Source organism: Lysinibacillus sp. FSL M8-0337, assembly GCF_038593855.1.
Taxonomy (GTDB): domain Bacteria; phylum Bacillota; class Bacilli; order Bacillales_A; family Planococcaceae; genus Lysinibacillus; species Lysinibacillus sphaericus_D.
In genome coordinates, this window is the sequence record NZ_CP151996.1 from 2052773 (window position 1) to 2076160 (window position 23388).

26 protein-coding genes are annotated in these 23388 nt (G+C 34.6%); 24 read left to right on the forward strand and 2 right to left on the reverse strand.

Annotated features, from left to right (window positions below; all coding sequences use genetic code 11):
- Positions 1-136: 136 nt before the first annotated feature.
- The 7 genes from MKY08_RS09690 (at position 137) to MKY08_RS09720 (ending at position 6917) form a co-directional block, all read left to right on the forward strand.
- Positions 137-1372: an acyl-CoA dehydrogenase family protein gene (locus MKY08_RS09690; RefSeq protein ID WP_069512748.1), complete on the forward strand. Its 1236-nt coding sequence runs from the start codon at positions 137-139 to the stop codon at positions 1370-1372.
- Entirely contained in the window at positions 1369-2145 is a 777-nt protein-coding gene (locus tag MKY08_RS09695) for an SDR family oxidoreductase (RefSeq protein WP_069512747.1), read from the forward strand. The genes MKY08_RS09690 and MKY08_RS09695 overlap by 4 nt, the downstream gene beginning before the upstream one ends.
- An 11-nt stretch (positions 2146-2156) precedes the next feature.
- Positions 2157-3203 carry a phosphotransferase family protein gene (locus MKY08_RS09700; RefSeq protein ID WP_069512746.1) on the forward strand — a complete coding sequence of 349 codons (1047 nt, stop codon included), beginning with the start codon at positions 2157-2159 and terminating at the stop codon, positions 3201-3203.
- Between the two features lie 724 nt (positions 3204-3927).
- Positions 3928-4302 carry a hypothetical protein gene (locus tag MKY08_RS09705; RefSeq protein ID WP_069512744.1) on the forward strand — a complete coding sequence of 125 codons (375 nt, stop codon included), beginning with the start codon at positions 3928-3930 and terminating at the stop codon, positions 4300-4302.
- Positions 4303-4319: 17 nt separating this feature from the next.
- Complete coding sequence (locus tag MKY08_RS09710; RefSeq protein WP_069512743.1) at positions 4320-4691, forward strand: hypothetical protein; 372 nt, start codon at positions 4320-4322, stop codon at positions 4689-4691.
- Between the two features lie 77 nt (positions 4692-4768).
- Positions 4769-5167 carry a hypothetical protein gene (locus tag MKY08_RS09715; RefSeq protein ID WP_069512742.1) on the forward strand — a complete coding sequence of 133 codons (399 nt, stop codon included), beginning with the start codon at positions 4769-4771 and terminating at the stop codon, positions 5165-5167.
- A gap of 1327 nt (positions 5168-6494) precedes the next feature.
- Complete coding sequence (locus tag MKY08_RS09720; RefSeq protein WP_069512741.1) at positions 6495-6917, forward strand: hypothetical protein; 423 nt, start codon at positions 6495-6497, stop codon at positions 6915-6917.
- A 438-nt stretch (positions 6918-7355) separates the two neighbouring features.
- On the opposite strand, the gene MKY08_RS09725 is transcribed toward MKY08_RS09720, so the two are convergent.
- Positions 7356-7925: a GNAT family protein gene (locus MKY08_RS09725; RefSeq protein ID WP_069512740.1), complete on the reverse strand. Its 570-nt coding sequence runs from the start codon at positions 7923-7925 to the stop codon at positions 7356-7358.
- A gap of 740 nt (positions 7926-8665) precedes the next feature.
- Here MKY08_RS09725 and MKY08_RS09730 point away from each other — a divergent pair.
- The 7 genes from MKY08_RS09730 to MKY08_RS09760 all read left to right on the forward strand — a co-directional run bounded on the left by MKY08_RS09730 (position 8666) and on the right by MKY08_RS09760 (position 14620).
- Positions 8666-11269 carry a cation-translocating P-type ATPase gene (locus MKY08_RS09730; protein WP_069512739.1) on the forward strand — a complete coding sequence of 868 codons (2604 nt, stop codon included), beginning with the start codon at positions 8666-8668 and terminating at the stop codon, positions 11267-11269.
- 147 nt (positions 11270-11416) lie between these two features.
- Positions 11417-11638: a transcriptional regulator gene (locus tag MKY08_RS09735; RefSeq protein ID WP_024361879.1), complete on the forward strand. Its 222-nt coding sequence runs from the start codon at positions 11417-11419 to the stop codon at positions 11636-11638.
- Positions 11635-12894 (forward strand): UV damage repair protein UvrX, encoded by a 1260-nt coding sequence (locus MKY08_RS09740; RefSeq protein ID WP_081327998.1) that lies wholly within the window; start codon positions 11635-11637, stop codon positions 12892-12894. The genes MKY08_RS09735 and MKY08_RS09740 overlap by 4 nt, the downstream gene beginning before the upstream one ends.
- An 11-nt stretch (positions 12895-12905) precedes the next feature.
- Entirely contained in the window at positions 12906-13238 is a 333-nt protein-coding gene (locus tag MKY08_RS09745) for a YolD-like family protein (RefSeq protein ID WP_069512738.1), read from the forward strand.
- A complete protein-coding gene (locus tag MKY08_RS09750) occupies positions 13231-13578 on the forward strand; it encodes an aconitate hydratase (protein ID WP_069512737.1) in 348 nt (115 codons plus the stop codon). The genes MKY08_RS09745 and MKY08_RS09750 overlap by 8 nt, the downstream gene beginning before the upstream one ends.
- Before the next feature lie 294 nt (positions 13579-13872).
- Entirely contained in the window at positions 13873-14253 is a 381-nt protein-coding gene (locus MKY08_RS09755) for a hypothetical protein (RefSeq protein WP_069512736.1), read from the forward strand.
- A gap of 73 nt (positions 14254-14326) precedes the next feature.
- Positions 14327-14620: a hypothetical protein gene (locus MKY08_RS09760; RefSeq protein ID WP_256093201.1), complete on the forward strand. Its 294-nt coding sequence runs from the start codon at positions 14327-14329 to the stop codon at positions 14618-14620.
- A gap of 230 nt (positions 14621-14850) precedes the next feature.
- Here the strand turns inward: MKY08_RS09760 and MKY08_RS09765 are convergent, their stop codons facing one another.
- Positions 14851-15399 (reverse strand): hypothetical protein, encoded by a 549-nt coding sequence (locus tag MKY08_RS09765; protein WP_069512734.1) that lies wholly within the window; start codon positions 15397-15399, stop codon positions 14851-14853.
- Between the two features lie 388 nt (positions 15400-15787).
- Between MKY08_RS09765 and MKY08_RS09770 the strand changes: the two genes are divergently transcribed.
- From MKY08_RS09770 to MKY08_RS09815, 10 genes are all read left to right on the forward strand, one after another.
- The gene (locus tag MKY08_RS09770) at positions 15788-16615 is read left to right on the forward strand and encodes a polysaccharide deacetylase family protein (RefSeq protein WP_069512733.1); all 828 of its coding nucleotides are present in this window, start codon (positions 15788-15790) and stop codon (positions 16613-16615) included.
- A 106-nt stretch (positions 16616-16721) separates the two neighbouring features.
- Positions 16722-17276 (forward strand): sigma-70 family RNA polymerase sigma factor, encoded by a 555-nt coding sequence (locus tag MKY08_RS09775; RefSeq protein WP_069512732.1) that lies wholly within the window; start codon positions 16722-16724, stop codon positions 17274-17276.
- Positions 17277-17282: 6 nt separating this feature from the next.
- Entirely contained in the window at positions 17283-18176 is an 894-nt protein-coding gene (locus MKY08_RS09780) for a DUF3298 and DUF4163 domain-containing protein (protein ID WP_069512731.1), read from the forward strand.
- A 223-nt stretch (positions 18177-18399) separates the two neighbouring features.
- Positions 18400-18585 carry a hypothetical protein gene (locus MKY08_RS09785; protein ID WP_069512730.1) on the forward strand — a complete coding sequence of 62 codons (186 nt, stop codon included), beginning with the start codon at positions 18400-18402 and terminating at the stop codon, positions 18583-18585.
- A gap of 183 nt (positions 18586-18768) precedes the next feature.
- Complete coding sequence (locus MKY08_RS09790) at positions 18769-19776, forward strand: HNH endonuclease (RefSeq protein WP_069512729.1); 1008 nt, start codon at positions 18769-18771, stop codon at positions 19774-19776.
- 18 nt (positions 19777-19794) lie between these two features.
- Positions 19795-20316, forward strand: a complete 522-nt coding sequence (locus MKY08_RS09795) for an SMI1/KNR4 family protein (RefSeq protein ID WP_069512728.1) — start codon at positions 19795-19797, stop codon at positions 20314-20316.
- Between the two features lie 245 nt (positions 20317-20561).
- Positions 20562-20954, forward strand: a complete 393-nt coding sequence (locus MKY08_RS09800; RefSeq protein WP_069512727.1) for a hypothetical protein — start codon at positions 20562-20564, stop codon at positions 20952-20954.
- Positions 20955-21031: 77 nt separating this feature from the next.
- A complete protein-coding gene (locus MKY08_RS09805; RefSeq protein WP_069512726.1) occupies positions 21032-21826 on the forward strand; it encodes a hypothetical protein in 795 nt (264 codons plus the stop codon).
- A complete protein-coding gene (locus MKY08_RS09810; protein ID WP_069512725.1) occupies positions 21804-22601 on the forward strand; it encodes a hypothetical protein in 798 nt (265 codons plus the stop codon). The genes MKY08_RS09805 and MKY08_RS09810 overlap by 23 nt, the downstream gene beginning before the upstream one ends.
- On the forward strand, positions 22601-23383 hold the full coding sequence (locus tag MKY08_RS09815) for a hypothetical protein (RefSeq protein WP_069512724.1): 783 nt from the start codon (positions 22601-22603) through the stop codon (positions 23381-23383). The genes MKY08_RS09810 and MKY08_RS09815 overlap by 1 nt, the downstream gene beginning before the upstream one ends.
- Positions 23384-23388 lie beyond the last annotated feature (5 nt).

Genomic DNA, 23388 nt, shown 5'->3' on the forward strand with positions numbered 1-23388 from the left:
AATTTCTCTTTTATTCAAATTTTTGTGGAATAGATGATTGATTTACATGCCGTATAGCGGTAACATTTAATGTAAGAATAAGAATGAACAATCATTCATTTTTCATTCGCGTTGTCAATCAAAGGGGGGCTTTCATATGAATTTTTCTTATAGTGAAAAAGTAGTAGAACTGCAAGAAAAACTGACGAAATTTATGGAACAGTATATTTATCCAAATGAGGCACTGTATGCGGCACAGGTGGAAGCAATGGCGGATCGTTGGGGAGCGATTCCTCCGATTATGGAAGAATTGAAGCGTAAAGCACAAGAAGCGGGGCTATGGAATTTATTTTTACCTGATAGCGAGTATGGCGCAGGTTTATCGAATATAGAATATGCTCCTTTATGTGAAATTATGGGGCGATCATTAATAGCGCCGGAAGTCTTTAACTGCAATGCGCCGGATACGGGGAACATGGAGGTACTTGTACGCTATGGGTCGGATAAGCAAAAAAAAGAGTGGTTAGAGCCGCTCTTGCGTGGAGAAATCCGCTCTTGCTTTGCGATGACGGAGCCGGCAGTGGCCTCTAGTGATGCGACCAATATTGAGGCTAGCATCGAACGAGACGGTGATCAGTATATTTTAAACGGTCATAAGTGGTGGACAACTGGGGCTGGCGATCCACGCTGTAAAGTCGCGATTTTTATGGGAAAACATAAGGATTCTACGGCTTCTATCCATGAGCAACAATCAATGATTCTAGTTCCAATGGATACACCAGGTGTCAAAATAGAGCGCATGTTAACGGCCTTTGGCTATGACCATGCACCTGAAGGTCATGGAGAGGTTACGTTTACAAATGTACGAGTACCTGTGGAAAATATTTTATGGGGTGAAGGGAAAGGTTTTGCGATTGCTCAAGGTCGTTTGGGCCCAGGTCGCATTCATCATTGTATGCGTCTTATCGGAGCAGCTGAACGTGCTTTAGAAGAAATGTGTAGCCGCTTACTAGAGCGTCAAGCCTTCCATCGACCGCTAGCAGACCAAGGCGTGATGCGTGAACGAATAGCAGAATCACGTATTGATATTGAACAGGCAAGGCTGCTTACGTTAAAAGCAGCATACATGATGGATACAGTAGGGAATAAAGAGGCGAAGGCTGAAATTGCGATGATTAAAGTAGTCGCACCGAATATGGCATTGCGTGTCATCGACCGTGCCATTCAAGCATTTGGTGCTGCTGGCGTTGGACCTGATACGACGCTCGCTGCTCAGTGGGCCAATTCACGCACATTGCGTTTAGCAGATGGACCAGACGAGGTGCATCGCAATACTGTAGCGAAATTAGAACTGAAAAAACATGCCCCAAAGCAAAAGGAGCTGGTAAAATGACTGTTCTTGAGCTATTTAGCTTGCAAGGGAAAACTGCTATTGTTACAGGTGGTGGTCGCGGACTTGGTGCACAAATTGCGCAAGGCTTTGCAGAGGCTGGTGCCAACGTTGTGCTGTGCTCACGCAAAGTGGAGGCTTGTGAGGAAATGGCGACACAACTCGCACAATTAGGTGTCCAGACACTTGCGCTTGCCTGTGATGTGACGAAACCAGAGGAAATTGCCCATGTTGTGTCAAAAACATTAGAGACCTTTGGTAAGATTGATATTTTAGTAAACAATAGTGGTGCATCATGGGGGGCACCGGCTGTCGACATGCCATACGAGGCATGGCAAAAGGTGTTTGATGTGAACGTCAACGGTACATTTTTAATGTCGCAAGCTGTTGGTAAAGTGATGCTTGCACAAAAAGCGGGTAAAATTATTAATATTGCTTCTATTGCAGGGCTTGGAGGTACACTTCCTGACTTTATGGATACAATTGGTTATAACGCTAGTAAAGGTGCAGTTATTACGTTAACCAAAGATTTAGCGGTGAAATGGGGACCATCAGGTGTAAACATTAATGCCATTGCACCTGGATTTTTCCCAACGAAAATGTCCAATGTTTTAATAGAACGAGGACAAGATTATTTAATGGGGGCTACACCTTTAAAGCGTCTAGGTGCTGAAAATGATTTGAAGGGCGTTGCATTATTTTTAGCTGCTGCAGCTTCGGATTATGTTACAGGTGAGGTGATTGTGGTAGATGGTGGAATGAGTGCAATTATTTAAGGGGGGTTCCTATGGATACGATGCAAGTAAGGGCAAGTGAACGAATCGATGCAGAGCAATTACATGCTTTTTTAAAGCGACATTTCCCAGACTTACCAGAAGGGAAACTTGAAATTTCTCAATTTAGTGCGGGTCATTCTAATTTAACTTACTGTTTAAAAATAGCGGATTTTGAAATTGTACTTCGCAGACCACCTCTGGGGCCAGTGGCAAAAAAAGCGCATGATATGAAGCGTGAATTTACAATATTATCGGCGCTCCATCCGTTTTTAGCTGTTGTACCAAAACCATATGTATATGTCGATGATGCGAGCATTATCGGCAGTGACTTTTTCTTAATGGAAAGAAAAAATGGCGTCGTGTTAGACACACGTTTCCCATCAGGGACAGAATCGACAATAGCACTCGCACGTCAATTGTCTGAAAAAATGGTGGAATCACTTGTAGCGCTCCATGCCATTCCATATAAGGAAACGGCTTTAAAGGATATGGTCAAGCCTGAAGGGTTTATGGAACGCCAAGTGGTTAGTTGGGTTGATCGTTATGAGAAAGCAAAAACAGCTGAGCTGTCAGAGGTAGCAGCGCTAACGGCTTGGTTAAAGGCTAATATACCGACAAATAATGAAGCGACAATTATTCACTATGACTATAAGTTCAACAATGCGATGTTTTCACAAGATTACTCAGAAATGATTGGGCTTTTTGATTGGGAAATGACAACAGTAGGTGATCCGTTAGCAGATCTCGGTGTTGCGATGAGTTATTGGATGCATGCAGATGATCCAAAAATGTTGTTGTATGCATTAGGGGAGCCACCGATTACGGTTCATCCTGGATTTTATTCGAGAGAGGAATTTATCGCGCACTATGCGGAGAAAAGTGGTCGAGATGTCTCATCAATCGACTATTATATCACGTTTGCTTATTTTAAATTAGCGGTCATTTGCCAACAAATTTATTATCGTTATGTCAACGGACAAACGAAAGACGATCGTTTCGCACAAATGAATACGATGGTAGCTGCACTTATACAACAAGCTGCTAAAAGTATTAAATAGAAGTAGGTTAATAGAGGTAGTTTGATTGTAGATGCTCCTAATCTTGGGGAGCATCTACAATCTTTTTTTGTTGGTGTCTAATTTAATTGATAGATAACAACTACAGATTATCCGACACTATATTTTATAGTTTTAAATTATCCACTCGCACCAACTTTATTATGCAATACAAAATATTCACGATAAAGAAATAAAAGAGGGGGAATGCATGTTCTGCTTTGGGGGAAGGAACTAGGCAGAAATAGCGAAATCAGTATTTTGCGTAAAAACTTCATCAAGATGTTGCTTTTCTTAGGCTCTCTGAACTCTCTTGTTAAATTCCCTTTTAATAGAACCATCAAATTTAATGTCGAATATTTAAGAAATTCTCGTATTCGAACTGAAAAAAATGTCGAAAAAATGAATTTTAAGAGTAAATATGTATTAAATGTATTCAAATTTTTTTAATATTCAATTAATATATAATTGTCGAGAAAGACAAAACTATTAAATGTATTAAAGGAGGTTTATATGAAAAAGTTTCTTTTTTTGTATTTGCTACCTTAATCATTATCTTAGTGTTTACTCATCATGTTGTATCAGAAAATCAGGAAGTCCAAAAGGAAAAGTTTAAGGTGGCAATTTTAGATAGTGGCATTAATGAAGAATTTTTGGAAAGTGGTATTGTTGATGAATTTAATGCTATCGACCCGACATCTTAAATGCTTCTGTATTACCGGTCTTTGTGTATGTTGTTGGAGGAGTTGCAATTCGAACAACTGCAAGATATGTTCTTGGAATACCAATTAAAAACTTATCTCATAGAGGTTTTAATAGTTTTGACTCTTTAAAGAAATTCTTAGGGAATGCTGGTACAAATAGACAATGGCATCATATTGTTGAACAATCAAAAATTGCAAAGTCTGGCTTTAGTAAAACATCTATTCACAATACTCGTAATATCGTATCCATTGATATACAACATCATCAAAGAATTACAGGATACTATAATTCTATTCAACCTCATACGCAAGGTAAACGAGTAAGGGATTGGTTAGCAGGAAAGAGTTGGGATTATCAATACGATTATGGTATAAAAATTATGGATAGATTACGATAATAACTTGAGGTGATAATGTGCAAGATGAGAAAATATTAGTTGAAACATTTATCAAACATTGCTTGATAGCAGAAGAAACTCAGATGACTGGAGATTATAAAAGAGGAAACAAATCCAATAAGGCGCTGCTTGCTATTTTGGGGCAACTAAAGCAATCATCTGAAGTTGCAACAGGCGTGTTAGATGAGCTGTTTTTACATGAAAATCCTTTTGTCTTATATGTTTGTAGTATTTATGCAATTGTATTGAACTATCGCAGAGCTGAAGCTTTAAAAATGCTTGAAAAGATTGCAGGAATGGAACAGAATATGACCAGTTTTCATGCAAGCATAGTTCTTGAACAATATGAATCAGGCGAACTTTTTAAACTGTATGGCGTAAGTAAATAAGCTACCACTAAGGAAATGGCTCAGCGATAAATATATGAGGGTCTTTTTTCTAAATTAACTTAAAAGTGGTGATATAGATGGATAGTCAAATGTGTTTACTAATGGAGGTTCATGATTTAATTGAAGAATACTCTAAAATGGGTGATAGCCTACGAAATCCAGAAAACGCGATAATAGGCATAGAGGATGAGCTTAAATTAAGTGTTGAAGAAGTCAAAGCGTTAAAAGCAAATGAATTTGATTTTCATAGTATTTGTGGCATTGAAAAGATTGTTCGCGATCGGATGCTTTCAACCTTTTTTCACTTTTTCTGTATTATAGATGGTGTTGGTGATCCTAAATTTAGAAAAGATAATACGGTGTGGTTAGGGATGAAATTAGAACAGAGAGGTCTAGATGATGAGCGAGAGCACGAGGAATTTCTACACGATATGCTATATGAAGCATATTGGAAATGGCAAGAATTGAAATCTTAAGATTGTAGCTTTGATTTATGGAAAGATTTTAAATATCTATTAAGATAATCAATAAAAGTACTCTAAACAAAGATACATCCTTTTGAGTACTTTTATTGCATTAACAAGGGTTACAGACTAGGCTGTTTGCTTGGATACAAATGATGATAGATAAACGTTGCTATTCATTGCTAAGACTATAGAATGATAGTATCCCTAAACAAAAAATGACGAATAATGTTAAAAAAATATAAAAAACCGTTTTATTTTTCACAAAATTCACCCCTTTTATGCTAATATCTGTTGCTGAAGTAACTAATAAATGTCATATGTAGAACTACCTAATTTATATACTAGAATATAATAACTGAAATATCAATTAATTTAAAGGGTAGAAAGGGTGCATTGTATGTCTTATAAATATGTAAGCTATATTACTGCAATTACAATCCTTTTACTAATTTTATTCGTTACTAATAAAGTAAGCAAAGATGTGTTTTTACTCTTGTATGCGCCTCTATGTATAGCAATGCTAATCTTTTGAATTTTGGAGTTTAAAAACACTTTGAAAGATAAAGAAAATATTGATTCAGAAAACAAAAGCCAATTAAATAATCGAATGAAAACTAAGTAGTATGTCTGCATTCATAAGGAAACATTAGTTGAAGAGTTTATTAATCATTGCTTGATAGCAGAAGAAACGCCGATGACAGGAGATTATAAAAGAGGAAATAAATCAAATAAGGCGTTGCTAGCTATTTTGGAGCAACTAAAGCAATCATCTGAACTTGCAACAGGCGTGTTAGATTAGTTGTTTTTACATGAAAATCCTTTTATCTTATATGTTTGTAGTATTTATGCAATTGTATTGAACTATCTCAGAGCTGAAGCTATAAAAATGCTTGAAAAGATTGAATGATTGTAGATTTGATTTATGAAAAGATTTTGTTTAATTAAGTATAATTAAACATTCAATCAATAAAAGCACTCAAAACAATGATACACCTGTTTAGAGTGCTTTTATTGATTGAAGAAAATATAATGCAAAGAAAAGAATTCATTAAAAATGGTTACAGACAAGGCTGTTTAGTTTGGTCAGTAGTATTGTTTAGTATTTGTTCGGAACACAGTAGTAATCTAAACATGTAATCTTGTCATTGAATAAATAACCGTTATTAAAAGCCTAGGTACTCAATTAATATTGAGCCTGGACTTTTTTATTTCAAGAAATATAACACTTGCCAATAGTAAATTATTAATAGTGGTCCGAATTATAAAAATATTGAAAATAATGAGGTTATTAGTTATAATCAAAATGATTTATAATATAAAGGAGATGATGAAGGAAATGAAGAGACTAAGTATTTTGTTGTGCGCGTTTACATTAGTATTTGGAATTCTTGCATTTTCAGGAATCTCTTTAGCTGCCGAGGAAACAAGCTTTAATGATGTTGAGGAATTTACACCAATAGCAGAACCAGTAACAGAACTACCTCTTGGTTTTGACATCAATAAAGAATATGAAGATGGAGAAATAATATCAGATACAATCACTAAATCTGATATTAATCCACGAGGTTTTTATCTTTATGCAGATGCATCGCATCAAGTGTATTATACATTTAATAGCTCTATACCAACATTGTATCCTTACGAAAAATGGATTGATGGATATTTATATAAAGGAAATCTAAGATTACAAGGAGCTGTGCCAGCGGGAAAGGGTTATTTAGCTACATATAGTGGAAAGATTTCTACATTTATTAACTAAAATAAGGTTCTGCTATACAAGAAAAGCCACGTTCATTTATATGCGTGTGGCTACTTTTGGTTAAATTTGTAAAATACCAGTTATTTAAAAAGCTAAATAAAGTCAGCAAAGAGGTGTTTTTCCTCTTATTTGCTCCTCTAAGTATAACAATGCTAATATTGGGGTTTTTAGCGTTTAGAAACGCTTTGAAAGATACAGAAAAGATTGATTTACATGCATCAGAAATCAATAGCTTTTGCAAATATCGGTAAGCTTATATGATACTCTTGTTGATTACAAAGCCTGACTTGTTAAACTACTAATAGTAGGTGATGATGAGCAGATATTGAATGATTGTAGATTCGGTTTATGGAACCGTTTAACGCCACAAACATGTATGAAGATAAACAAATAAAAGTACGCTAAATAGAATAGTTCTGTTTAGCGTGCCTTTTCAATTTATTTATTGTACTCCTCTTGCAAAATGCTGTAAATTTCCAAATCAACAATACCTTTACCAGACCAGAAAGTAGCTTGTCTTAATAAACCTTCTTTCATAAAGCCACTTTTTAAAAGCACTTTTTTTGACGCATCGTTCATCGGCATAACCTCTGCTTGAATTCTATTAATGTTCGCTTCATCAAATAAAAATTTACAAATGGTTTGTACAGATTCCGTTGCAATGCCCTTATTCCAATAGTTCTCTGCTAAATAGTAGCCAATTGTTACCATATTTACTTTTTGGTTAAAATCCATCGCTTCGATTATACCGACTAAAGAATCTTGTTGATCTTTATAAAAAATCCCCCATTTCACTCTACTTCTTTTCGTGAAGTCACGTTCAAAATGACCAATCATTTTTTGGACAGTCTGAATATTGTGCTTCGGGATAATGCCGCAATACTCAAATACTTTTTCATTATCGTAGATAGCGAATAACATGTCTAAGTGGCTTTCTTCTATTTTTTTAAATTGTAGGTTGCTAGAACGTAATAGTGGGAAGCTTTCAAAGATTTTTTCTACATTCATGGGATTCTCTCCTTTGCTTGTCATTTTGCGAGATTATTTTAATGATTTGGAATTTTTCATTTGGGAAAGCGATTTAAATAAGTATGTATTTAATATTTTCTAGTTAAACCATTATATTGTAAAATGGGAATCGAGTAAATCTAAAATAAAAAAAGCTGTATCGTATAAAATACGCTACAGCTTCGAATTGGTTTGTGCCCTTTGATGGTGCTACTGAAAGCAGTATACCATAGAATAATAAATAATTGTGATATTTATGTATTATAAATCTTTTGAAATCAATAGTGGTACGTGATGTCATCTTCTTTTAATAGCCTAGGAGTAATTGGCTTTCTACATATTATGATAAGTTATTTACCCATAGCCCCTCTTGATGTTGAACGTCGGGAGGGGCTTGTTATTTTGTAAACTTCATAAGTTAGCTTTATCGTATAAAAAATTTAATCTCTCTATCAATTATTATCATACTGGATTAGGGTACGGAATAGATTGTTATAGTTCTACTATTAGGGATATGGAATCGAAAGCAAAAGAGCACATAATTTTTAATATTATGTAACAGAAATCACGGCTTGTAATAGAAAAAATACAAGTCAAAAGGGGCCAAGTGATCGAAACGACATTTTGATAGCTAAAAGACTGTGCAATAAAGATAAAGATGTTTTCCTTCTATTGCAATAGTCCGCTCTATGTTGAATAACACAACTATTATTAATAATTTACACTGGAAGGAGAATCAAATGACACAGTATCATCAGCAGTCGTCCGTTGAAGTCATGAATAAACTGAATGTGACCAATCAGGGATTGAGTGATTATGACGTTCAAAAGAGGCAAGAAGTTTACGGTTATAATGTTTTAGAGGAAAGTAAAAAGGTAAGTACACTTGCCGTTTTTTTCGGCCAGTTTAAAGATTTATTAGTAATTATTTTAATGATAGCCGCTTTTATTTCATTTCTATTAGGTGAAGTAGAAAGTACGATTGTTATTTTGATTGTTATTATTTTAAATGCAGTTTTGGGCACTGTTCAACATGTAAAGGCAGAAAAATCTTTAGGTAATTTGAAAGCACTGTCTTCGCCCATAGCGAAAGTAATGCGTAATAATCAGATAATAGAAATTCCTTCTGAAGATATCGTTGTGGGAGATCTGCTGTATTTGGAAGCTGGAGATTATATAAATGCTGATGGAAGATTACTAGAAAGCCATAATCTTCATATTAATGAAAGTTCGTTGACAGGTGAATCATTAGCTGTCGCAAAAAGTGCCGATTCGATTAAGGAAGATGTAACCATTGCGGATAAGAAAAATATGGTCTTCACTGGAAGCTTTGTCACGAATGGACGAGGCGTTGTTATTGTGACAGCTATCGGAATGGACACGGAAATTGGGAAAATCGCCAATTTACTTGATACTGCAAAAGAAAAGAAAACGCCGCTACAAGTAAGTCTAGATCAATTTGGAGAAAAATTAGCTTTAGGCATCACGATGATTTGTGTTGTTATCTTCACGATTGATCTAGTTCGAGGCCGTGAATTAGTAGAATCATTTATGTTTGCCGTTTCGTTGGCTGTTGCCGCCATACCAGAGGCATTAAGTTCGATTGTCACAATTGTCTTGGCTTTTGGGACACAAAAAATGGCAAAAGAAAATGCTATAATACGAAAGCTTTTTGCTGTTGAAAGCTTGGGAAGCGTTTCGGTTATTTGTTCAGATAAAACAGGAACGTTAACTGAAAACAAAATGGTTGTCCAGCATGTATATGTTAATCAGAAAGTGATTCCACACGATCAACTATATATGAAAAATGCAATTGAGAAAGATTTGATTTTAAAGGCGCTATTATGTAATGATGCATTGGAAAGAGATCATAAGGAAATCGGTGATCCTACTGAAATTGCCCTTGTGAAATTAGGAAAGCAGTATGATTTTGATGAATTACTTGTTAGAGACCATTGTCCAAGGGTGGCAGAGCTCCCTTTTGATTCAGATCGGAAGCTTATGAGTACGGTTAATCGGATTAATCAGCAAAATATTATGATTACTAAGGGAGCACTAGACGTTCTGCTATTCAAAATGTCAAAAATGAATACGTCGCAAGGTCTAGTTAATCTGACGCAAGAACATCGAAAAAAAATCGAAGAAGTGAATCGAGATTTTTCAATGAATGGTTTAAGAGTATTAGCCATTGCATATAAGGAAGTAAGAGAAGGCCGTCCAATTACCGTATTTGATGAAAGAGATTTAATTTTTGTTGGATTAATAGCAATGATGGACCCACCTAGAAAGGAATCGAAGGCAGCGGTTGAAAGCTGTATTAAAGCAGGTATTAAACCTGTAATGATTACAGGTGACCATAAAATAACTGCCACTGCCATAGCCAAACAAATCGGGATTTTACAGGACCCATCCGAAGCGATTGAAGGAGCTGAAATTGAAGGTTTAACGGATCGCGAACTGCAAGAAAAAGTTCAAGATGTTTCAGTTTATGCTCGCGTAACACCGGAACAAAAAATTCGTATTGTGAAAGCGTGGCAGGAAAAGGGCAATGTCGTTGCGATGACCGGTGATGGTGTCAATGATGGCCCCGCTTTAAAACAAGCTGATATCGGTGTAGCTATGGGAATAACTGGTACTGAAGTAGCGAAAGATGCATCATCTATGATATTAACAGATGATAATTTTTCAACGATTGTCAAAGCAATCTCGAATGGTAGAAGCATCTATACGAATATTAAAAATGCAATTTTATTTTTGTTATCTGGAAATGCAGGGGCTATTTTTGTCGTTTTATATGCTACTATATTAGGTTTACCCGTTCCATTTGCACCTGTTCATCTATTATTTATTAACCTACTTACCGATAGTTTGCCGGCCATTGCCATTGGACTGGAACCAAATAATAAAAACACCATGAAGGACAAGCCAAGAGATATTCGCACACCATTGTTAAATAAAGCTTTTACGACGCAAGTTATACTGGAAGGTTTATTAATTGCAATTGCTACAGCTGTTGCTTTTGAAATCGGATTGTCAACAGGAGATACTTTAACAGCTAGTACGATGGCGTTTACTACTTTATGTTTGTCGAGATTAATTCATGGCTTTAATTCCAGATCGAAGCAATCGATTTTTGCCATTGGTGTATTTTCGAATAAATATACTTGGTTAGCATTTTTAATCGGTTTTGTTGCTTTACATGCTGTATTATTTGTTCCATCATTTACGGGTATCTTCGAAGTGGCCGCATTAAGTGGCGCCCAATTAGGCTTTATTTATAGCTTATCGTTTATGCCGTTTTTAGTTAATCAGTGGTTTAAACTATTGTTTGTCAGAAGTAAATAAGGCAACTTCATAAAGTGTCAGGCACCCAAATAGTGCCTGACACTTTTAATATTTCTTTAAATTCCCAGTTGTAAAAAGGAACGTACGTGCGTAAAATATAAATACAAACAAATGTTCTTGTTACGGACGAGGGGAGAAGGATGTTGGATGAAAGAACAGTTAATAAAAGCAATGCAACGTAATCAGTCAGTTCATATGATGTATGTATCCAAATGCGGTGAAATTACAAAAAGGCAAGTGAAAATCATAAAAGTTGTAAATAACTGCTTTTCTGCATATTGCTTCACACGACAAGCAAAGCGTACTTTTATTATCAGCAATGTTCTTGCAATTATTCCAGTTATAACACAAGAGCGTGATGTCGTGTGAATTATGAGGCGATGCCCAATAGACCTATTATATGTATCGATATGAAGTGTTTTTACGCTAGTATCGTGGCGATGTTACATGGGCTAGATGTTTTAAAAACGCCAGTTGCAGTAGTAGCGAATTTTGACCAGCCAGGTAGCGTAGTGCTTGCTGCATCACCATTAATGAAAGAGAAATATAAAATCAAAACTGGCAGTAGACGTTATGAGATACCAAAGCATCCTGACATTAGATTGTTTGAGCCTAAAATGAGTTTCTTTATTCAAATGTCGATGACGATTACAAAATTGATCGCTAATTACGTACCTGTTGATGCGATACATGTGTATAGTGTAGATGAAAGTTTTGTTGATTTAACTGGCACGGAAAAGCTTTGGGGTTCACCCGAAGAGACGGCCAAGGAAATACAAAAGGCTATTCTTGACCAATTTAGTATACCTAGTGCAGTAGGTATGGGACCCAATATGTTAATCGCCAAATTAGCTTTAGACCTTGAAGCAAAGAAAACAGGTTTTGCTAAATGGACGTATGAGGATATTCCAAAGAAACTGTGGCCTGTTCGACCTTTAGCTGAAATGTGGGGCATAGGAAAACGAATGGAGGCAAATCTAAATGCTATGGGAATACAAACAGTTGGTGGTTTGGCTAATGCAGATTTAGCAGAATTAGAAAAGCGCTTTGGGATAATGGGTAATCAACTCTATTACCATGCATGGGGCATAGATTTATCCAAATTAGGGGAGCCGTTAATAACAAACGGAGCATTAAGTTTTGGTAAGGGTCAAATGCTGATGAAAGATTATCACACACGAAAAGATATTGCGGTAGTGCTTCTAGAAATGTGCGAAGACGTAATGAAACGCACACGTGATGCAGGGTTTGTTGGCCGTACAATCAGCTTAGGTCTTTCGTATAGTCATAATGCCATGACCAAAGGGTTTCATCGTTCTAAAACTATTGCAGTGCCGACAAGTGAAACGCTTGTGATGTATAAAGCTTGTATTGAATTACTGGATGAACATTTTGCTGGAGAGCCAGCACGACAATTATCAGTCAGAATATCTAACCTAGAGAAAGAGCATAGCATTCAATTGGATTTATTTGATGAACGCAAACCGCAACGTCAGATAATCGGACCTACAATGGATGCCATACGTAATAGGTTTGGAGCTACCTCAATATTAAGAGCCGTTTCTTATACAAAAGCTGGTACAGCTATTAAACGAGATCGCTTAGTGGGTGGTCATTTGGCATAGGAGTGATTGGAATGATAAAAGATAGAGGGACGATTAAATGGGCATCGATGATGTTGCCAGAACATTTAGAGCTTCTCAGAAAGTATAAAGAAGAGTGTATGGAACAGCCAAGAGAATTGACTGAATGGGAACTGGAAGAACTACAAAAAACAATTGATCAAGCTTTTAATCAGCAGTTGGCCGTTACAATAGAAGTGTGGAAGGACCATACAATCACACAATGGACTGGTATAGTTAAATCGATGAATACGAATGAACTCATACTTGAAACACTACTTAAAACGGAGAGTATCCCCATCCCAAATATTCAATCAGCCCAACTGGATGCTGATTACTATGATTAAAGCCGACGAAAGACAGTTACTTCATAAGTATCTTTTGTTAGAGCTAGCAGTTAAATCATTACAGGTTGATTATTGTAAATTAGAGCAGTTTAAAATGAAAACAGTATTTCTTCCAATGATGGATTTATTACTAAAGGAGCTAAGACAAGAATATTTTAATCTCAAACGAGAACTTGCACAAAAACGCATACGAGTAGTAGGTTGGCAACCAGTAGATGAATATTTTAGTGATGTGCAAGTTGCCACTGCAGGGAATGATGTAGTACTCCGTTATGCAAATCAAGCTCTTAAATCACAGGTGGAAAAGCTGTTGATTAATCATATAGGGCGCGTTGAATAAAGAGTGATGACAAAAAAATTTTCAACCTTTATTTATTAGCAAAACCGAAAATACTCCATTTTGCAAAGAGATTTGTCAAAATGGAGTTAATATTTTTAACTAAGTATAAGATTTTATGAAATTTGATTATAGTCTTATACAACTAAAGCACTCGCTAAGGCAAACCCAAATGGCATTACATCGGTATTCATGTTCTTATGAATCTATCTTGCTCCGTTAGTTCAAAAAAATTTTCTCAAAAATGTATGATATTATACAGTTGAATGGAAAGAAAAATAGAATTGGGGGTTCAATATGAAAAGTGAAGATAAACAATATGCCATAACTGTTATTACCAATATATTAAAAGTAATGCATAGTAAAGAATATGAAAAAATATTAAATTATGTGGATGAATCTAAAGTGGATGATATTGGTGAGTTATTCTATTATGTCCACGAAACATTAAACTTAAATGGATTGGATTCATTTGATGAATATGGAGCTCCATGTAATTTCCATCCCCAATACGAATATGCACAAATTAACTTTTATGAATTCAATGATAACAGTGGATTTGCTGTTGATTATGATTTAACTTCAAATTCAAAACTGGCAGATATGTGTTTACAAATGGAGTTTTTATATACGGAAAACGGAGTAAAAAGTGTTTTTATCACAGTTGATCCACAGTAAAACAATAATTTGAAAGAATCGCAAATCAACTTATAAATCTAAATTTAAAGGAGAATATATGGAAATATACAATATGAATTTGAATATTCATTATTCTGCACCACAAGAAGTTTGGGATAAGTTGGAGCGTTTATACCGGGAAATGCCTAACTGGAACCACTTTGTAAACGGCTGTCCACAGTGGTATGGTTCAGATGGTAAATTGATAGAAGTAAGTATTGAATCAAGTGGACTACAATTTTATGCTCAATTACCATCAGAAGAATGGAATGAATGGATTACATTATTTAAGAAACGTGCTACAAAATTATTGGGATATGAAGTGGGCGAACCAGAAGACGGTTTTGCATTTCATTATTATGATTAACTTTCAAATTGTCCGTAAGCCTTGAAAATACATAAGACACCTCGGTGTCTTTATTTTATCATCGACAATTCTTCACAAGATAAAATTCAATCACCCTTGATACAAGAACAAATGTAAAGCGCCTGTTTTGAAATCTTTTTTCAAAACAGGCGCTTAGAGTTTGATAAGGGGTGCCATTTATTTGAGAGCGAACGAACTACCATCCGTAGCACGGTGTAGTTGACTGTCCATCAGGGAGAAAAGACCTCTGGATTATCGTCTCGCCATGCGCCAATGCAGCCAATTAAACAAGCCGTATAGCTTCTCATCACGCTATTCATTTCCCTGTCCACATATTCAATAGCGATATTTATGTTCGACTTGCGCCATGCCAAAATTCGGCCGGAGAACCCAGGCCACGCACATTGTTCATCCATTTCAGGTTGGCCATATCCCTGTATTGACTCATCTGGTGTGGAACACATCGAGATGCCCTTAGGAAGCTTTCCAGGAAACGGCGTTTTAATTCGGTCATCCGATCCGGGAGCAAGAAAGTGTATAGCACCAATAATCCATTCATCTTGATTGGTATAATTGAGTCCAGTCAAATCATTTAGTTTTGATGCACGATAAAGATCAATGCGGATCGATGCTTTTACAGACCAGATAATATCGTCGTTGAAATAGCTATTCGGAGAAGGCATTCGCTTGACATTGAATGATTGTAGCAAAGCTTGAACATTTTTGGGGCTATATGGATGGCCCAGCATGTCAATAAGCAGTTCAGAAGGTTCTTTCATACATATATTCACTCCTTTTACTTCGGTTCAAGGGAACAACTCGATAAAGTCATTCACTCCCCTTGAGCGAACTTTTTAATACCCGTTCTCTGTCGCAAACCTATCGGCTATGTATTCATTTTTATATTCTACATTACTGCTAATTTTCCCTTCTTCCACTATACGCCTGTCAGCTATTAATGCCGTGTACTACCAACACTATCACACACCGAACTGTAAAGTCGCATCCACTGCGCATGATGAACACGTGATATTTATCAAGTCTTTTTATGCTTTTTTATTGTCCTACAAAATAATTAAAATTTTTTTAGTTTCATTGAAACTTTTTCAACTCTGTGATTCTCTTCTATATTAAGAAAGAAAAAATAGCAAAGAAAGGTGTATTGGAATGAAAGCAAGGAAAAGAATTAGATGGACAAGATTTGTAGCGGTCATTTTGTTCTTTACTATCATGCTAGGTGCGGGATACTACTTTTTAGGTGGGCAAGTGGAAGAGCATGGGCAAGCTGAAAATCTTGCAAGTGATAAGGCAAGATTTGAAGAAAACGATGATAGTGAGGATGTAATAGAGGAAGAGGAAGAAGAATTAGAAAATGAAACAGTTGCATTAAATCCTGATGGAAAATATATAGCACTTACATTTGATGATGGTCCGAGTGTCAAAGTTACACCACGAGTTTTACAAACATTAGCGCAGCATGAAGCAAAGGCAACATTCTTTATGTTAGGAAGCAGAGTTGAGATGTATCCAAATATTGCGGCACAAGTCGTTGCTGAAGGTCACGAAATAGCAAATCACACATTTAGTCATCCAAATTTAAAGAAATTGACGCACAATGAAATGACAGAAGAAATCAATAAAACACACAAAATTATTGAAGCGGCAACAGGTGTAACTCCAACCTTATTTCGACCTCCATACGGGATATACAACCAAGACATTCTAAATTATACAGCGTCAGAAAATTATACTACAATTATGTGGTCTGTCGACTCATTAGATTGGAAAAGTCGCAACCCAGCAGCTATAAAAAACGAAATTTTAAATAACATCGCAAATAAATCAGTAGTGTTAATGCATGATATTCATACAGCAACAGCTGAAGCCTTACCAGAAATATTAATGGCATTAAAAAAAGAAGGATATGAATTTGTAACAGTATCAGAACTATTATCGCTAAAAAGTGAAAAAGTCGATCCCTATTTCGGCAATTGATTGTGCAAAGGAAACGAATGTAGTCCATAAAACCATGACATAATAACAATGTTATTCAACATTCGTATATTGCATTCCCTAGTAACGTTTAACGGGAGGTGAGCCTTTGAATACGCAAAGAATCGAAGACAAATTTAACGAAATTTATGACAAAACCTATCATCAATGTGTAGTGTATGTCATTAGCAAATGCAATCATACGAGTGTTATCCCGGATATAATACAAGAAACTTATATAGCGCTGTATCGAATACTAAAGGACAAGGGCATTGATTATCTTAAGAACCCAGAGGCTTATGTTATACGAATCGCTAAATCTAAAATCTACCAACATTATTCTTTAAAAGAAAAGGTAAAGCGTATCATACCGTTGTTTGATATAAATAAAGAAGATGAAGAATATAATCATGCAGATACGGACATAGAGCAATATGAAAATGAGATAGAGATTGCAATAGAAAACAAAGAATTATTATCTGACATTTGGAGCTTTTTGCAAACAAAACCTCAAAAAGTGCAAAAGGTATTTTACTTATTTTATTATGCTGAACTATCAATTCCTGAAATTGCTCAATTACTACATTTAAATCACTCCACGATAAAAAATTATATTTACCGCACCACTCATGAAATACGAAAAAAGTTTGGGAAGGACGGTTGAGGCGATATGAAGCAGCATGAACGAAAGGTATTAAAACGTGTTATAGAAGAAAACTTAATAAATAAGGAAGGGATACGAAAAAAAGTATTAACAATGGCTGAAAATGAAACGATGCCCAAGAAGAAAGATTTTTTAACGTTTTTTAAAATGAAGTTTATCGTGATTCCTTTAACCGCCTGTCTACTATTCATGTTCTTTGTAAATCTAAGTCCGACTTTTGCTCTGGCAATGTCAAAGGTTCCTGTATTAGGAGCAGTAGTAAAAGTGATTACGATTGATGAATATATAGAAAAGACAGATTCGATTGATGCACATATTAAAATTCCTCAATTCTCTGATATAGGGAATCCATCATTAGAAAATCAGATTAATACGATGATTAAGGAAAAAATTGAGAGCCTTGCTGCGAAAGCAAAACAGGACTCAGCGGAATTTAAGAAAAACTTCCTTGGAGAGGGAGAGGATGCAAGAGATATTAATGAATATACACCTAGCACATACAAATTTGATTATGAAGTAAAAAGCTCAAATGCAAAAATCTTGTCATTTATCATTAATGAAACAGAAACTACAAATGGATTAACATTTGATACAAAGTATTTTTATAATATTGATTTAACAACAGGAAAGGAACTAACGCTAGAAGATTTACTAGGAAAAGATTACGAAAAAATAGTAGATCCAGAAATAGAGCGTCAAGTGAAGGAACGTGCGAAGACCGATGAAAATCTTTGGTCGTACTATCAAGAATATTATGCTTCAAAGGGAGATGGTGGAATAGACGAATATACGTCAAAAAACTTCTATATTAATGAAGAAGGAAATCCAGTCATCTTTTTCTATGAATATTACATTGCTCCACCCTATGCTGGTCCACAAGAATTTGAGATTAAACGCTAAACATATTGAAATAACAGAGAAAACCCAGTTCCGTATACAAAAGGTACTGGGTTTTTTCTATTGGTGAAAAAATAGTAATTTTAATGCACATTTTACATTTATAACTATAAAATATATATATTTTAACAAAAAATACTTTACAAAATAAACAGAATACTAATAAAATTAAGATAATTGAATGACCGAAAATAGTGAAACAAATTACAATTTGGAGGAAAGAAAAATGAAGAAGTACCAACTTTTTGCAAGTATTGTAGCTGTTAGTTTGTTGACTATAGGATTTGGTTCATTTGCAAATGCATCCCCTACATATCATGGGTATTCAGGAAAAGTTCAAATTATTAATAATTTAGAGACACTTGATGCTGTTAAAGAAACTACAGGTAGTGCTTACAATTTAGTTTCGTAGGTTGAGAAATAGAAACATGAAAGTTCAAATAATTTTGGTCATTCAACAACTAATTAGAGATGGTGAAGGTTGAGGTGATAATGAATCAGACACTGGTTAAAATTCCTCCTATAATAAACACACTAAAATAATAACTATAAATTCAGAAAATACTAAAAATTAAAAAGGAGAGAGAAAATCGAAATGAAAAAAATAGTATTATCACTATCACTATTAATATTATTACTTTTAGTTTCATTTACTCCAACTTTTTTAGCAAGATCATCGGTGTTAGAGTTAGAACACGTAAGTCATGAAGAAGATTATTTAGAAGCTGCTATTCAATTACAAAAATTATATGAGTTGGGATATATCGATGAATATATTACTGAGGAAGATCTTAGAGCAGAATTTGTAATAAACGATGGGTATATATTAAGTGAAGGAACATATATAGTTGCGTTAGATACTGAAACTGATGAAATTATTGATATAAATGAGTTAATTGACAACAATTCTCTAAAAAATACTTTCTCAAGAAATGCTTATTCAGATAACATTAGTAAGTATAATTCGTTATTAGTATATTCAGTTGCATTTAAAACGTGGATTAGCAATGCTGGTACAACAACATCAAAAATTAACCATTCAGCAGAGGTTACAGGAGTATATGGGGTAGGTACAAGACCAAAAGATTATACAATTATTGCAAGTATTCAAAGAGCTACAAGTGAAAATGGTTCATATATAAATGCGGACAATATTACTAAAACAGTAACCTTGAAACAAGTAGTTACAATTTCTGCTTATATAAATTCAACATATTATTGGAAATCTGATTCAATGGCATATGCTAATTATTCAAATGCATCTTATCGTGCGAGTGCTAAAAATGAAGGACCTTGGTTGTTGAATAAAAAAGGAATGAAATATCCAGAATATACAGACCCTAAGTCCAAAAAAGTAATGACTAAACCAGTTTCTACAACTTGGTCAGCAAATTCTAGTTCTTCTTGTGCTTTGACTAACTCTGATAGGAGAGCATATAGAACATGGTATGATGCAACTTATGGATCTTTAAATTGGAATGATTATGAAATTCATCATATTAGACCGTGTAAATGGGGAGGAAATAAGGATTATAGCAATTTAATTCCTTTGCCATATTCATTTCATAGAGGCACTGTATCTCCTTGGTGGGTAAACTATTAGAAATTAGGTGAAGATAGTATGTCAATTGAATTAATCTTAACAGCATTAAATAAAAGGTTAGATAAAGAGAACAGCATTATCATACAAAGGGAGAATGGAGAAATTTTAAATGTAACCTGTGATTGGAATTGTCCAATATCAAATCATGAACTACAGGAATTCACTTTAGAAACTCAGCATGTTTTACCGAAGGAATTGTGCTTATTTTTAAAACATAGTAATGGAGCGAAATTATTTAATGATAATGGTCTTGGTTATGATTTCTTTGAAATATTTAATTTAAGCCAGATATTAAATTATATCCATGAATATGAGACCAATATATACTATCAAAGTGCCTATGATAAAAATTGGTTTATGATGGGTAATTATAGAGGATATGGTGATTATATGTTCGTTGATTCTCAAAAAGTTGCTAATGGGGAGGATGATTATCTTATCTTTGTTCATGAAGGAGACATTCAAAGGTTACCTATGAACTTTGAAACTTGGCTGGACAGATTTATTGTTACACAGGGAGCTAGATATTGGCTATGGTAAAACTAGCTAAACAGTATAGAGATAAAGCGAGTAAACGAAGATCAGCTACTTAATTTAAATATTAGTAGCTGTTTTTTTGTATAAAACGAAAATATATCAACTTTAAAGCAAATGGTATCTTTAAATCTATTAAATGTATTTATTTTAACAAAATTCACTTTACAAAATAAACAGAATACTAATAAAATTAAGATAATTGAATGACCGAAAATAGTGAAACAAATTACAATTTGGAGGAAAGAAAAATGAAGAAGTACCAACTTTTTGCAAGTATTGTAGCTGTTAGTTTGTTGACTATAGGATTTGGTTCATTTGCAAATGCATCCCCTACATATCATGGGTATTTAGGAAAAGTTCAAATTATAAGTGATTTAGAGACTACCGATGCTGTTAAAGAAACGACGGGCAGTGCTTACAATTTAGTAACGTATATTCAGAGGGGCAAATTGGTATCATGGGTTGAAAAGGGGACTAGGAATGTTACGACAAAAGAAATGTATGCAGAGCGTACAACTGTTCCAATGGATTACTTAGGAAATGCCAGTTCATTAATAGGGGAAAAAGTTCACTTAAATATTTCTACTTCTATTGGAACATTTGAATCAGTTGATACTGCAGGAACATGGACACCTAATTAATCTAATAAGATATAAGATACTCAATTTTTGGTCATTCAATCCATTGGTTGGAAATGGTGAAGGTTGAGGTGTAAAACATGATTATGTATATTAGGCAAGAGTTTAAAAGAGCATTGTTATCCAAAATGGGACTTATCACAATAGCAATCTCTATTTTACTAGTGTTTATCGGTATGCTGGAAGCATTAATATGGATTAATAGCGGGGTGATTTCAATTGTGTACACCTTTTTACAAGGCTATAATGCTGGTACTGCATCATATATTGTCATTGTATTTCCAATTATTGCATGTATGCCATTTGCGAATTCTTATCGAACAGATATTCAAACAGGATTCCACCATTATATACAATACCGTATGAAAAAAAGCCGCTATATGACAATTCGTTTAGCGGTCAATGCACTTGCCGGAGGGGTAGCTGTTGCAATTGGCCCTGCCATTGCTTTTACTTTTTTAATGGTTTTAAAGCTTCTATTAAATGTACCAATGTTAAGACCTGAGCGAAGATTAGATCCTGTATACTTTTTTCAAGGTATCGGTGTAAACTCTCCAATCCTTATGATGATAATAATGATTGGAATTATGTTTTGTAGTGGGATGATATTTGCAACGCTAGGTTTAGGAATATCTGCGGTAATTCAAAATCAATATATTGCGTTATTTATACCATTTATGTATTTAATTGTATCAGTGACAGTATTGGCGAAGATTCACCCTGCATTAAATGCGATGGCATTATTTGATGTGGATATCATTGACAAATCTAACATTGGACAAACTTTTCTATATGGCATAGTGCTTGTTGTAGTGGGGATAACACTATTTTTTATAGGAGGGACAGCAAAGGTTGAAGAACGCTTTAAAGAGTAAAACACAACTAAAGCTATATACACCGAAGAAAGGTATTATTTTCGTTTATATTGTGTTGATGCTATATTTCTACAATTTATTGCTATCAACAAAAATAGTCGAAGGCAATATCTTTGATTTATTACTTCATCTTACGGAGTTTCATCCTCTTTTTTATGTTATCATGCCTGCATTTACAATGATGCTTATTTCATACTTTTCATTAGGGAATATGCAAAACTATTTGTTATTTAGATTTTCGACAAAACGGCAATGGTATCATGCAAACCTTTTACGAGTGGCAAAGTTAGCTTCATATTACTGCCTAATGATTGTCGCCATCATGATACTGGAAGCTGTATTTGTCTTAGATTTTAAAAATCAATGGAGTAATTATAGTGTTCATTACTATAAACATCATACAGAGCTATTAAGAAATAGCACACCTATCTTCTTAACAACATTGTCAGTTATACTTTTATGGTTGTTTTTATTGTTTTTCGGGATGCTTTTTTACATAAGCTATGTATTTACAGGGCGGATATTATCAGCTTGTTTAGTTGTTTTGTTCGTCAACATGTTGAATATAGGTGTATTTTTGTCAAAAATAACGCCGATATCTTCCTATTTATTTTATGATCATATTAATATTTTTCAATATACTAGCTCTAAATCTGCAATAAGTGCAGTTCCCTATACCATTCTCTTGTATTGGATTGTGTTAATGTTGCTACTTTATTTCATTGGATATTACATGATCGATAAAAAAGATATGTACATTGGAGAGAGAAAATAATGTTGAAAAAACTGGTTACTTATTATACATGTTCTTTCTTTAAAATAAAGTATGTCCTAGGTATCGTTGCCATTTTTGTACTGAATAGCATGCTTGTTTGTACTTCATACGCTGATCTCATACCGAATGGCTATACCAATCAAATTGTCTTTATGTTTTATATGCCATTAAATATCCAATTCGATATATTACGTTGGTTATTAATTTTTATTCCTGTTCTCTTATTACTGAGTTCATGTATAGTTCAGGAGCTGACTAACCATCCAACGTATCTTATTCAAAGAATGAAAAGCTATCGTGATTGTTTTCATAGCATATTTATTGCGATAGGCATCAGTTTGATTGGATATGTTGGAATAGGGTATATGGTAACAGCAATATTCGTTTACTTCATTAATAATAATATAGAGGGTCACAATGAAATACCATTATCGTTGTTCCACAATTCGGATGGATGGCAAGTGCTATTGAGCCATTTTATCCTATTTATTTTAACAGGATTGTTATTACTCATTATCCACACTATTTTTCTATTTATTATCAATAATGTAGTCTTCGCAATGTTTCTCGTTATTATTAGTATGATTTCTTCGGTTGCTGTTGGCTATTTATTTCCGCCTATTCTAAAGTTTTTACCGCTAACTTATTTTTTGCTCGGCTTGAGGGAATTACAGGGAATATCCTTTGCGTGGTTTAATACTATAATCGCGCTATGTATCGTGTTGTCCTATAGTGTGCTTTATGGCCTTTTTATTAAATTGAGAGAAAAAATAGTTGGGTAAAAGGA